Genomic DNA, 11,757 nt, shown 5'->3' with positions numbered 1-11,757 from the left:
CGCGCCTGCGCCCTGGGGGCCGATCTGGTCGGGATCAACAACCGGTCGCTGCGCACCTTCGAGGTGGATCTGGAGACCACCGAACGCCTGGCGATGCTCAGCCCCGTGCGCGCCCTGCTGGTGTCCGAAAGCGGCGTCTTCACGCCCGACGACGTGGCCCGCGTGGCCGACGCCCACGCCCAGGCCGTGCTGGTCGGCGAAAGCCTGATGCGCCAGCCGGATGTCGAGGCGGCGACGCGGGCGCTGATGCGGTAACGCCTCCTTAACCGGAACACCTCAGGAACAAGGAACTGGACGTTTGCGGTTTGTTCCGCTACGTTCACCGATACGGATTCGCCGTCTGAGGGCCGCCATGCTCACGCGCAAACAGCACGAACTGCTGATGTTCATCCACGAACGGATCAAGGAGACGGGCGTCTCCCCCTCGTTCGACGAGATGAAGGAAGCGCTGGATCTGGCGTCCAAGTCGGGCATCCACCGCCTGATCACGGCGCTAGAGGAACGGGGCTTCATCCGTCGTCTGGCGCACCGCGCGCGGGCGCTGGAGGTGACCAAGCTGCCGGAACAGGCGACGGCTGGCGCGCCGCGCGGCCGGGCGGGCTTCAAGCCCGACGTGATCGAGGGAGGTCGGGTCGAAGCGGCCAACGACACGCGCGAACTGTCGCTGATGGGCAAGATCGCCGCCGGCACCCCCATCGACGCCATCGAGCATGAAACCGCCCGCTATCCGGTGCCCGAAGCCATGCTGGGGTCGGGTGACCACTATCTGCTTGAGATCGAGGGCGATTCCATGATCGAGGCCGGCATCCTGAACGGCGACATGGTCATCATCAAATCCACCGCCAACGCCAATTCGGGCGAGATCGTCGTGGCCCTGGTCGAGGGCGAACAGGCCACGCTGAAACGCCTGCGCAAGAAGGGCGCCTCCATCGCGCTGGAGCCCGCCAACCGCAGCTACGAGACCAAGATCTATGGCGCCGATCAGGTGGCGGTTCAGGGCAAGCTGGTCGGCCTTATCCGCCGCTATCACTGAAGTCGGGATCGCCCTGGCGGCTCCACGGGCGGTCGCCGCGCGTATCGGCCGTCCATAGGGCGCGCCAGCCCGACCCTTCGCGCCACAGCTCCACCGCCCCGCCACGGGCGTAGTCCAGTCCATCCAGAACCAGACGGCCGTCGCAGGCGGTCGGCAGGCGTGTGATCACGGCCCGGACGCTGACCACCGCCGCCTGGGCGCACAAGTTCGCCAACTGGTCCTCGGTGGGCGCACGACGACCCCACCACAGGGCGACCGGCCCCGCGTCGTCGGCTGTCGGACGGCAGGAAAATCGGGTGCAGGCCCAACCCTCGGCCGGGCGATCCACGGCTTCCAGCCCTCGCCGCCGCGACCAGACATCGACCGCGAACTGGCGCACTCCCGGCCGCATCACCACGGCCTGACCTCCGATGCGATAGGCGGCGTTGGTCCCGCCGTCGCCCAGCCAGACATCGGGCGCCGCAGAGCGCGGCCAGATCAGCACGGCCAGGGCCATCGGCAGGCCCACCCAGCGCAGCCGCCCGCGCCACAGGCACAGGAACAACACCCCGATGAAGGCGATGGGCAGGGCCGCCGCCGGGGCGCTGGGGATGGTCCTGACCGCGCCGGGCAGGCCGGCGGTCCACCCGCCGATGGCCAGCATCAGATCGACCCCCTTGCCCGCCACCCACAGGAAGGGCGCGCCCAGGCCCAGCGGCTCCAGCGCCGCGCCCACCGCCAGGGCCGGCAGCATGACGAAGTCCGCCACCGGCGCCGTCATCAGATTGGCCAGCAACCCATAGACGGCGGTGCGGTTGAAATGCTGCATGGCGAACGGCCCGGTCGCCATCCCCGCCACCAGGCTGGCCATGATGGCGATGCCCAGCCAGCTGGCCAGCCTCTGGGTCCAGACGATGGGCCAGGGGGCCGAAATCTCGCGCGTGCGCGGTGGCCACGCCTCGGCCAAGGCCACCAGGGCGGCGGTGGCGGCGAACGACATCTGGAACCCCGGCGTGACGATGGCCTCGGGTTGCAGGATCAGCACGGCGAAGGCGGCGACCGCCAGGGCGTGCATGCTGATGGCCTGGCGGTCCAGCAGCACCGCCAGAAAGGCAATGGAGGCGGTGATGGCCGCCCGTTCGGCCGGCGGCGGCGCGCCCGACACGATCAGATAGGTTCCCACCGCGATCAGCCCGGCCCAGGCGGCGACCTTCTTGCCCGACACCCGCAGCGCCAGCCACGGAACCAGCGCCACCCCCAGCCGCACCGCGAAGAAGACGAAGCCCCCGACGATGGCCATGTGCAGGCCCGAGATCGACAGGATGTGCGCCAGGCCGGAATCACGCATCACCTGCTGGTCTTCGGGCGAGATCCAGGTCTCGTGGCCGGTGGTCATGGCCGCCGCCACCCCGCCGGTGCGTTCGCCCAGTCGCGCGACGATGGCCTGGGCCAGGGCGAATCGGGCGGCGTTGACCCGCATCTCCATCCGCAGTCGCCACGGCGGATCGGCCAGGGCGGCCGGTCGCGTCTCACCCAGGGCGAAGGCCGAGCCGCCCAGCCCCTCGAACCACGCATTGCGGCCGAAGTCATAGGCGCCGGGCGCGGCCGGCGGCGGGGGCGGGTTCAGTATGGCGAACAGGCGCACCGGCGCGCCGGGCGGCGGCGGCGCGCCCTTGACGGTGGCCCGCAACCGGATCGGCGTGTCCTCGGGCGCCAGGTCGCGCACCCGCACCGGGGCGATGACGATGCGCGCACCACGTTCGCCCCGGCTGTCCACATCGACCACCCAGCCCTCGATGATCGTCGGCTCGCTCATGGCCGGGGCGACGGGACCGGCGACCACCAGGGTCCGCACCTTGGCCGCCGCCACGCCCGACGCCAGACAGGCCAGCATCAAGAACGGCAGGGTCCATCGCCGCGACAGGCCGAAACGCCGCGCACCGATCCAGGCCCCGACCGCGACAAAGGCCGCCAGCAGCAGCGGCCATAACGGCGGCTCGGTCTTCAGGGCGAAATAGACGGCGCATCCACCGCCGAAGGCCACGGGCGCCCACAGCCGCCAGCGATCCGTCTGATCCGCAATCTGTTCGCCCAGCCAGGCGCGCAGGCGTTCATACCGGCTGGGCTTTGGCGCGTCGGGCGGTATAAGGGCGGCCCGATCGGACCCCGCCCCCATGACATCCTCTCCCGCCCCCGTCGTCACCCGCTTCGCCCCCTCGCCCACCGGCTATCTGCACATAGGCGGGGCAAGAACGGCGTTGTTCAACCATCTTTTCGCGCGGCGCCATGGCGGCAAATTCCTGATCCGCGTCGAGGACACCGATCGCGAGCGATCGACCGACGCCGCCGTGAAGGCGATTTTCGACGGCCTGGCCTGGCTGGAGCTGTTCGCCGACGAAGAGCCGGTGTTCCAGTTCAGCCGCGCCGACCGGCATCGCCAGGTGGTGGACCAACTGCTGGAAACCGGCCACGCCTATCGCGATTTCCTGACGGCCGAAGAGACCGGCGCCCTGCGCGACGCGGCCAAGGCCGAGGGCCGCAGCTTCGAATCCCCCTGGCGCGACCGCACCCCCACGGTCGATGACCTGGCCTTGCCGCACACCGTCCGCTTTCGCCGGCCGCATCCGATCACGGTGACGGTGGACGACGCGGTGCAGGGATCGGTCAGCTGGGACTCCGCCGCCCTGGACGATCTGGTGCTGCTGCGCTCGGACGGGGCGCCGACCTATAATCTGGCGGTGGTGGTCGATGATCACGACATGGGCGTGACCCACGTCATTCGCGGCGACGACCATTTGAACAACGCCGCGCGGCAGAGCCTGATCTATGACGCCCTGGGCTGGACCCGACCGACGTTCGCGCACATTCCGCTGATCCACGGCCCGGACGGGGCCAAGCTGTCGAAACGGCACGGCGCCCAGGCGGTGCATGAATACGCCGACTTGGGCTATCTGCCCGAGGCCATGCGCAACTATCTGGCCCGTCTGGGCTGGGCGCACGGCGACGACGAACTGTTCAGCGACGAACAGGCGCAGGCCTGGTTCGACCTGTCGGGCGTGGGCAAGGCGCCGGCGCGGCTGGATTTCGACAAGCTGGCCCACGTCAACGCCCACTGGCTGCGCCTGGCCGACGACGACCGCCTGGCCAAGGCGGCGCTGGATGTTCACCTGGGCCGCGGCCGGACGCTTCAGGCCGATGACGAGGCGCGGCTGCTGCGCGCCATGCCCTTCCTGAAAGACCGGGCCAAGACCACGCTGGAGCTGGCGGACCAGTCGGAATTCGTGCTGAAGGCGCGGCCCCTAGCCATCGACGACAAGGGGCGCGGCCTGCTGGCGGGTGAGACGCTGGATCGGCTGAAGCGCCTGCGTGACCGGCTGGGTCTGTTCCAGTCGTGGGACGTTTTCGCCCTGGAGGCCGAGCTGAAGGCCTTTGCGGAAGAGGAAGCCGTGGGCTTCGGCAAGATCGGCCCGCCGATGCGCGCGGCCCTGACCGGCGGGGCCCCGTCGCCCGATATTGCGCGGACTTTGGCATCACTGGGGCGTGAAGAGAGCCTCGGGCGCTTGGATGATGCGCTGCAACAGACTATTTGACCGTCACGCTTTAACGATCCTTCCGCCGTCGCCTCCCCGCGGCCGGCCCGAACATCAGGGGCATTGATGACTGAACAAGCGAAATCCGCCGGAACCGCCACGCTGAATTACGCCGACAAGTCGGTGGAATTGCCGGTCATGAAGGGCACCACCGGCCCGGACGTGATCGACATCCGCAAACTGTACGGCGCAACCGACGCCTTCACCTTCGACCCGGGCTTCACCTCGACCGCCGCCTGCGAGTCGGGCCTGACCTTCATCGACGGCGATCAGGGCGTTCTGCTGCATCGCGGCTATCCGATCGACCAGCTGGCGTCCAAGTCGAATTTCGTCGAGGTCTGCCACCTGCTGCTGCACGGCGAACTGCCGACCGCCTCGGAATATGAGGCGTTCGAGCGCTCGATCACCATGCACACCATGCTGCATTCGCAGTTCGACCGCTTCTTCGAGGGTTTCCGCCGCGACGCGCACCCGATGGCCATCATGGTCGGCACGGTCGGCGCCCTGTCGGCCTTCTATCACGACAGCCTGGACATCCATGATCCGGTCCAGCGTAACATCTCGGCCATCCGCCTGATCGCCAAGATGCCGACCATCGCGGCCCGCGCGTTCAAGTACCATATCGGCCAGCCCTTCGTGTCGCCGCGCAACGACCTGAATTACTCCGAGAATTTCCTGCGCATGTGCTTCGCCGTTCCGGCCGAGGACTATGTCGTCAATCCGGTCCTGGCCCGCGCCATGGACCGGATTTTCATTCTGCACGCCGACCACGAACAGAACGCCTCGACCTCGACCGTGCGCCTGGCCGGTTCGTCGGGCGCCAATCCGTTCGCCTGTATCGCCGCCGGAATCGCCTGCCTGTGGGGCCCGTCGCACGGCGGGGCCAACGAAGAGGCGCTGACCATGCTGAAGGAGATCGGCACGCCCGAGCGCATCCCCGAGTTCATCGAGGGCGTGAAGGCCAAGAAATACAAGCTGATGGGCTTTGGTCACCGGGTCTACAAGAACTACGATCCGCGCGCCAAGGTGATGCAGCAGTCGGCCTATGAGGTGCTGGACGCCGTGGGCGACCCGAACGACCCCCTGTTCCAAGTCGCCAAGGAGCTGGAGAAGGTCGCGCTGAACGACGAATATTTCATCGAGCGCAAGCTGTTCCCGAACGTCGACTTCTATTCGGGCATCACCCTGTCGGCCATGGGCTTCCCGACCAGCATGTTCACCGTGCTGTTCGCCCTGGCCCGCACCGTGGGCTGGATCGCCCAGTGGCAGGAGATGATGGCCGACCCGTCGCAAAAGATCGGCCGCCCGCGCCAGCTGTACACCGGCCCGACCGAGCGCGACTACGTGCCGATCCAGTCGCGGGGCTAATCGGCGGATCACCGATAATGGAAACGCCGGGGTTCGCGCCCCGGCGTTTTTTTGTGCCTCATACCGCCCGGGCGTACAGGTCGGCGCCGCTTTCGGCATCGCAGGCGGCCACGACATCGGCGGTGGAGACGAAGGCCGTTTCCGCACCCGCCCGTCGCGGCGACATGTTCAGGGTCAGATGCTCCCAGTCACGGCCATGGTCGCGGCCCCAGGCGCAGTTCCAGGCGGTGATCTGGCGCCCGTCGTTCAGATGCAGCCGCGTCGGCCGGCCGCGCCGGCCGCACAACAGGCGCACCAGCGGCGCCCCCTGCCCCGGCAGGATCAGATCGACCATGACCGCGCTCCCGCTTTCAATCGTTCCGCCATTGCCTTTGCTCCGCGTGTGAGTGACGGTCGCACCCTCGCGCGGCCGGGGGCTGAGCGGCATGAGCAACACCTGAGGCTTTGCTGAAAATTGGCGTCCGGCGGCTATCGTTTTGAAGGGTTCGAACTGGATCCGGCCGACCGGCGCCTGACGCGCGACGGGGTGACGGTCGATCTGAACGCCCGCTATCTGGACGCCCTGATCCTGCTGGTGCGCGAACAGGGGCGGCTGGTGCCCAAGGACCGGTTTCTGGACGAGGTCTGGAAGGGCGTGCCGGTGACGGACGAGGCCCTGACCCAATGCATCCGCACCCTGCGCCGCGCCCTGGGCGACGACGCCGCCCGGCCCCACTTCATCGCCACGGCGCCCAAGCACGGCTATCGCTTCATCGCCGCGATCGAAACGCCGGATGACACAGCTGCGCCGCCTGGGCCGATCGCGGCCGAGCGAACGGCCCTGCCCCAGCCGTTCCTGACGCTGGGGGTCGCGGGCGTGGCCGGCGGCGGTCTGGCGGGCCTGATCGGCGGACTGATCTATGGGCTGGTCGGGGCGGCGGACGCCAGCCAGGGCGGCGTGGGCGCCCTGTCGGTTCTGCTGGTCATGGTGTGCCTGACGACCATGCTGGCCGTAGTCGGGGCGGCGGGCGTCTGTTTCGGCATGGTGGCGGCGGCGCGGATCGCCCGGCGGTTCGACGCCTGGAGCATCGTGGGCGGCGCGGGCGGCGGCCTGCTGGTCGGGGCGGTGGTCAAGCTGCTGGGCGCCGACGCCAGCACCCTGTTGTTCGGCCGGTCGCCCGGCGACATCACCGGGGCGCCCGAGGGGGCTTTGCTGGGCGCCGCTGTGGGGCTGGCGGCCTGGCTGACGGTGCGGCGCACGCGGCGGGGTTCGCTGCGGCTGGGCGTGGCGACGGCGGCGGTGTGCGGCCTGGGCGCCGGGCTGATGGTCGCGCTGGTGGGCGGACGGCTGATGGGCGGCAGTCTGGATCTGCTGGCGGATCAGTTCCCCGGCTCGCGCCTGCGGCTGGACGCCTTCGGCCGCCTGTTCGGCGAAGACGGTTTCGGCCCGATCAGCCATGTGCTCAGCGCGGGGCTGGAGGGTCTGTTGTTCTGCGCCTGCATCGTCGGGACCATGATCCTGGCCCGGCGCCGGTTCCGCCTGTTCAGACCGCGCGCTTAGCCGCGATCACGTCCAGCACAGCCTCGGCCGCGATGTCCGACGGATCACGCGCGCCGCGACCCATAAGGTCCAGAGCCGCCGTCTGACGCGCCGCCTGGTCCGCGCGCAGGGCCGGATCGTCCAGCAGACGCCCGACCGCCTGGGCCGTCTTGTCCGGCGTGGCGTCGTCCTGAATCAATTCGCGCGCGATCTCTTCATCGGCCGCATGGTTGAACAGGGTGGCGTATTTGCCCGTGAAGAAGGGCTTCATGATCGCGTAGGACAGCGGCTGGAACCGATAGGCGATGACCATGGGCGCCCCGGCCAGGGCCAGCTCGGTCGACACCGTGCCGCTGGTCGCCAGGCCCACGGTCGCGGCGGTCATGGCGTCATATTTGCGATCTTCCCCGACCAGATGGACGCGGAACGGCCAGGCGGCTACGCGCTGGGCCACATCGGCCGCCACCGTGCCGGCGGCGACCACGGCCACCGCCAGATCAGGCCGCGCGGCCTTCAGGGTCTGGACCGCCTGTTCATAGACGGGCGTCATCAGGCGGATCTCGCTGGGGCGGCTGCCCGGCAGCACCAGCAGCAGCGGCTGGTCCGGCCCCAGGCCCAGTGACCGGCGGAACCCGGCCGGATCGGCGCCGGACAGGTCGATATGCAGGGCCGACGACCCCACCACTGTCGTGGCCAGGCCTTCGCGCTCGAACCAGGGCGCATCGAAACTGTACAGGGCCAGCAGGTGATCGACCGCCCCCGCCAGCGTCTTGGCCCGGCCCGGCCGCGAGGCCCAGACCTGGGGGCCGACGTATTTGATCAGGGGCGTGTACGGCGACGCCGCGCGGATCGCCTTGGCCACCCGGATGGTGAAGCCCCAGCTGTCGATCAGCACCACCGCATCGGGCCGCTCGCGCGCCGCCAGGGCCGCCGTTTCCGCCACCCGCCGCTTGACCCGGCCATAGGCGCGCAAGCCTTCCAGCCAGCCCAGGATCGACAGTTCGGCGATGTCGAACGGGCTGTGCACCCCCTCGGCCGCCAGGCGGGGGCCGCCGACGCCGACGAAGGTCACCCCGTCGCCCAGCCGCGCCTTCAGCGCCCGCGCCAGACCGGCGCCCAGCACGTCGCCCGACGCCTCGGCCGCCACCAGCATGATCTTGAGGGGCGCGGTCATTCGGTCTCGCCCCAGACGAACAGGCCCAGCCGGTCCGCCGCCGCGATGATGGCGGCGCGGTCGATCAGGATCAGCCGCCCCGCCTGGCCGCCCACGCCCGCCAGACCGGCGGTGGCGGCCAGCTCGATTGTGCGGGCGCCGATCACCGGCATATCGACACGCAGATCCTGGATCGGCTTGGGCGCCTTGCCCAGCGCCCCCTTCGGCGCGCCGGGCCCGCCGCGCAGATCGGCCGGCAGGCCCGCGACGCGGCTCAGCATGGCGTCGGTCCCCTCCTGCGCCTCGACCGCCAGGACCAGGCCATCGACGACCACGGCCCCCTGGCCTATATCCAGTTCACCTGCTTTTTCCGCCACATGCAGCGCCTTCTTTAGGTCGGCGATCTGCTCCAGCGTCGGCGCGAGACGGCCCAGGGCGCCGGGCGGCAGCATGTCGCCGCCCAGAATGTCGTCCGCGCCCTCGACCGCGAACCCTTCGGCCTCGAACACCGACAGGATCTTGCGCAACAGGGCGTCGTCGCCCTTGGTCGCCGCCGCCACAATGCCCGGCAGCAGGGACGCGCCCTTAAGATCAGGCTTCAAGGTCTTGAAATCCGGGCGAGATACATTGCCGGCCAGGCAGACCGACCCGCAATCCTGGGCCTTCAACGCCTTCAGTATGCCGCCGATCTCGGCCATGCCGAAGTCGGCGCCGGGCCAGCGGTTCAGATGGGCGTCAGCAAAGCCCGCCAGCCGGATGACGAACACCGGCCGCCCCTCGGCCTCGCATCGCCGGGCGATGGCCAGCGGCAGGTCGCCGCCCCCGGCGATCAGGCCCAGACGCTTCATTCGCCCGGCAGGCACAGCGGGCGCTTGCCGTCCTCGCGGATGAAGGCGACGATCTCCATGATCTCGGGCAGGTCGGCATAGGTGGTCGCGACCGCGTCCACCCGGTCGGCAAAGACGCCGGCGCCGTCGAACAGATCGCGATAGGCGGCCAGCAGGCGGCGCACCTGATCCTTGCCATAGCCTTTGCGCTTCAGCCCGATCAGGTTCAGCCCATGCAGTTGCGCGTGATTGCCCCAGGCCGAGCCATAAGGGATGACGTCGCGCGTCACAGCCGCCAGGCCCCCGACGATGGCGCCCTGGCCCACCCGGCCGTTCTGGTGCACGGCGCAAAGCCCGCCCAGGAACACTTTGTCGCCGATGCGTGCATGACCGCCCAGGGTGGCGTTGTTGGCCATGACGACGTTGTCGCCGACCACACAGTCATGGCCGATGTGGGCGCCGGTCATGAACAGGCCATTGGACCCCACGCGGGTCACGCCCGCGCCCTGGGGCGTGCCGCGATTGAAGGTGCAGTGTTCGCGGATGACATTGTCCGCGCCGATCTCCAGCCGCACCGGCTCGCCCTTGTAGCCATTGTGCTGGGGGTCGCCGCCGATGACGGTGAAGGGATGGATGACGTTGCGGGCGCCGACCGTCGTGTCCTGCTGCACCACCACATGGCTGACCAGCCGCACGCCGGCCTCCAGCACCACATTGGGGCCGACCACGCACCAGGGGCCGACCTGGACATCATCAGCCAGGCGGGCCGAGGCGTCGATCAGGGCGCTGGGGTGAAGGCGGTTCATGCGGTGACGGGCGCTTCGACGGTCACGACCATGGCGGCGAAATCCGCCTCGGCCGCCAGCTTGTCGTCGATGAAGGTCTCGCCGCGGAATTTGAACACATCGCCGCGCTGCTTGGTCACCGTGACCTGCATGCGCAGCTGGTCGCCCGGCCGCGCCGGCTTGCGGAAGCGCACCCCGTCGATGGACATGAACATGATGACCTTGTCCTCGACCGCCACATCCATCGTCTTGGACATCAGCAGGGCGCCGGTCTGGGCCATGGCCTCGACGATCAGGACACCGGGCATGACCGGATCGATCGGGAAGTGGCCGGGGAAGAAGGGCTCGTTGTGGGTGACGTTCTTGATGCCGGTGATCGAGGTGTTGGCCACGAAATCCTGGGCCTTGTCGACCAGCAGGAAGGGATAGCGGTGCGGCAGGCGCCGCATCACCTCGGCATAGTCGATCCGGTCGTCGCCCTCAGCCATCAGTCCTGCCCTTGTCGCGAGTCTTTCCAGCCGCCTGTTTGGCCAGCCAAACCGCTTCGCGCAAGGACTGACGGATCGGCTTGGCCGGATAGCCGGACCAGGTTTCGCCCGCCGGCACATCGGCCAGAACCCCGCCCCCGGCGGCGATGCGCGCGCCCTCGCCGATGGTGATGTGGTCGCCCACGCCCGCGCGGCCGCCGAACATGACGTTGTCGCCCACGGTGACCGAGCCGGAAATACCGGTGTGGGCGGCCATCAGGGCGTTGCGGCCGATGATGCAGTTGTGGCCGATCTGGACCAGATTATCGATCTTGGAATTCTCGCCGATCACCGTGTCGGCATAGGCGCCGCGGTCGATGCAGGTGTTGGCGCCCACCGTCACCCCGTCCTGCAGGATGACGCGACCCAGCTGTGGGATGTCCACGGGGCCATCCTTGGACCAGGCGGCGCCGAAACCGGGCTCGCCGATCCGGGCGCCCGCCAGAATGCGCACCCGGTCGCCGATCAGGGCGAAACCGATGCTGGCGTGGGGGCCGATGCGGCAGTCGCGCCCGATCTGGACGCCCGGCCCGATCACGGCGCCGGCGCAGATGCGGCTGCCCCGGCCGATCCGCACGCCCTGACCGATGATGGCGCCGGGTTCGACCACCACGGTGTCGTCTTCGGCGGCCTCGGCGACGGTGATCGCCTGATCCAGCTCCAGCGTTCGGTGCAGCCGCAGCGACGCCCGCGCCCAGGCGGCCTGGGCTTCGCCCGACACGATGACGGCGGCGTCGGCCGGCGCATCCGCCACCGCGGCTTCGCCCACGATGACGCAGCCGGCGCGGCTGCTGCGCAGGGCCGCGACCAGCTTGCGGTCCGCCAGAAACGCGATCGCGCCCCCGTCCGCATCGGACAGGGGCGCCACGGAGGCGATCATGCGCTCGCCGCCCCGTTCGACCCGGCCGCCGATTGTCTCGGCCAGCTGGGCGACACTGAGGGGCGAAAGCGCCTGAAAGAAGCGGGCGTCAGGCAT

The 11,757-nt window shown here is 69.5% G+C and carries 11 protein-coding genes and 1 pseudogene; 5 read left to right on the top strand and 7 right to left on the bottom strand.

Going from position 1 to position 11,757, the window contains the following annotated elements; translation table 11 throughout:
- Together Q0581_RS08165 and lexA are read left to right on the top strand one after the other, a co-directional pair.
- Nucleotides 1-255 (top strand): annotated as a pseudogene (locus Q0581_RS08165) (indole-3-glycerol-phosphate synthase TrpC); the annotation flags it as partial.
- A gap of 97 nt (nt 256-352) precedes the next feature.
- A complete protein-coding gene (gene lexA, locus Q0581_RS08160; protein WP_298699276.1) occupies nt 353-1,033 on the top strand; it encodes a transcriptional repressor LexA in 681 nt (226 codons plus the stop codon).
- Here the strand turns inward: lexA and Q0581_RS08155 are convergent.
- Nucleotides 1,014-3,188 carry a ComEC/Rec2 family competence protein gene (locus tag Q0581_RS08155; protein ID WP_298699274.1) on the bottom strand — a complete coding sequence of 725 codons (2,175 nt, stop codon included), beginning with the start codon at nt 3,186-3,188 and terminating at the stop codon, nt 1,014-1,016. The genes lexA and Q0581_RS08155 overlap by 20 nt on opposite strands.
- Here Q0581_RS08155 and gltX point away from each other — a divergent pair.
- Nucleotides 3,187-4,602 (top strand): glutamate--tRNA ligase, encoded by a 1,416-nt coding sequence (gene gltX, locus Q0581_RS08150; RefSeq protein ID WP_298699272.1) that lies wholly within the window; start codon nt 3,187-3,189, stop codon nt 4,600-4,602. The two genes, Q0581_RS08155 and gltX, sit on opposite strands and share 2 nt — an antisense overlap.
- A 66-nt stretch (nt 4,603-4,668) precedes the next feature.
- Entirely contained in the window at nt 4,669-5,970 is a 1,302-nt protein-coding gene (gltA, locus tag Q0581_RS08145; protein WP_298699270.1) for a citrate synthase, read from the top strand.
- Between the two features lie 58 nt (nt 5,971-6,028).
- Here gltA and Q0581_RS08140 read toward each other — a convergent pair whose 3' ends face one another.
- Complete coding sequence (locus tag Q0581_RS08140; protein WP_298699268.1) at nt 6,029-6,304, bottom strand: hypothetical protein; 276 nt, start codon at nt 6,302-6,304, stop codon at nt 6,029-6,031.
- A 120-nt stretch (nt 6,305-6,424) separates the two neighbouring features.
- Here Q0581_RS08140 and Q0581_RS08135 point away from each other — a divergent pair, with 120 nt between their 5' ends.
- Nucleotides 6,425-7,510 carry a transcriptional regulator gene (locus Q0581_RS08135; RefSeq protein WP_298699266.1) on the top strand — a complete coding sequence of 362 codons (1,086 nt, stop codon included), beginning with the start codon at nt 6,425-6,427 and terminating at the stop codon, nt 7,508-7,510.
- Here the strand turns inward: Q0581_RS08135 and lpxB are convergent.
- The 5 genes from lpxB to lpxD are packed head-to-tail and all read right to left on the bottom strand — an operon-like array spanning nt 7,494 to nt 11,757.
- A complete protein-coding gene (gene lpxB, locus Q0581_RS08130) occupies nt 7,494-8,663 on the bottom strand; it encodes a lipid-A-disaccharide synthase (protein WP_298699264.1) in 1,170 nt (389 codons plus the stop codon). The two genes, Q0581_RS08135 and lpxB, sit on opposite strands and share 17 nt — an antisense overlap.
- The gene (lpxI, locus tag Q0581_RS08125; protein ID WP_298699262.1) at nt 8,660-9,490 is read right to left on the bottom strand and encodes a UDP-2,3-diacylglucosamine diphosphatase LpxI; all 831 of its coding nucleotides are present in this window, start codon (nt 9,488-9,490) and stop codon (nt 8,660-8,662) included. Before lpxI ends, lpxB begins: the two co-directional genes overlap by 4 nt.
- Entirely contained in the window at nt 9,487-10,275 is a 789-nt protein-coding gene (lpxA, locus tag Q0581_RS08120; RefSeq protein WP_298699260.1) for an acyl-ACP--UDP-N-acetylglucosamine O-acyltransferase, read from the bottom strand. The genes lpxI and lpxA overlap by 4 nt, the downstream gene beginning before the upstream one ends.
- The gene (gene fabZ, locus Q0581_RS08115) at nt 10,272-10,742 is read right to left on the bottom strand and encodes a 3-hydroxyacyl-ACP dehydratase FabZ (RefSeq protein ID WP_298699259.1); all 471 of its coding nucleotides are present in this window, start codon (nt 10,740-10,742) and stop codon (nt 10,272-10,274) included. Before fabZ ends, lpxA begins: the two co-directional genes overlap by 4 nt.
- Complete coding sequence (gene lpxD / locus Q0581_RS08110; protein WP_298699257.1) at nt 10,735-11,757, bottom strand: UDP-3-O-(3-hydroxymyristoyl)glucosamine N-acyltransferase; 1,023 nt, start codon at nt 11,755-11,757, stop codon at nt 10,735-10,737. Before lpxD ends, fabZ begins: the two co-directional genes overlap by 8 nt.

Source organism: uncultured Brevundimonas sp., from assembly GCF_937863155.1.
Lineage (GTDB): Bacteria > Pseudomonadota > Alphaproteobacteria > Caulobacterales > Caulobacteraceae > Brevundimonas.
This window is presented reverse-complemented; position numbering and strand designations above follow the sequence as displayed.

What these genes read in the sequence shown, in the direction of transcription:
- lpxI (WP_298699262.1), bottom strand. Translation starts at nt 9,490, where the DNA reads ATGAAGCGTCTGGGCCTGATCGCCGGGGGCGGCGACCTGCCGCTGGCC.
- fabZ (WP_298699259.1), bottom strand. Translation starts at nt 10,742, where the DNA reads ATGGCTGAGGGCGACGACCGGATCGACTATGCCGAGGTGATGCGGCGC.
- gltX (WP_298699272.1), top strand. Translation starts at nt 3,187, where the DNA reads ATGACATCCTCTCCCGCCCCCGTCGTCACCCGCTTCGCCCCCTCGCCC.
- lpxD (WP_298699257.1), bottom strand. Translation starts at nt 11,757, where the DNA reads ATGCCTGACGCCCGCTTCTTTCAGGCGCTTTCGCCCCTCAGTGTCGCC.
- Q0581_RS08140 (WP_298699268.1), bottom strand. Translation starts at nt 6,304, where the DNA reads ATGGTCGATCTGATCCTGCCGGGGCAGGGGGCGCCGCTGGTGCGCCTG.
- Q0581_RS08155 (WP_298699274.1), bottom strand. Translation starts at nt 3,188, where the DNA reads ATGGGGGCGGGGTCCGATCGGGCCGCCCTTATACCGCCCGACGCGCCA.
- gltA (WP_298699270.1), top strand. Translation starts at nt 4,669, where the DNA reads ATGACTGAACAAGCGAAATCCGCCGGAACCGCCACGCTGAATTACGCC.
- lexA (WP_298699276.1), top strand. Translation starts at nt 353, where the DNA reads ATGCTCACGCGCAAACAGCACGAACTGCTGATGTTCATCCACGAACGG.
- lpxB (WP_298699264.1), bottom strand. Translation starts at nt 8,663, where the DNA reads ATGACCGCGCCCCTCAAGATCATGCTGGTGGCGGCCGAGGCGTCGGGC.
- lpxA (WP_298699260.1), bottom strand. Translation starts at nt 10,275, where the DNA reads ATGAACCGCCTTCACCCCAGCGCCCTGATCGACGCCTCGGCCCGCCTG.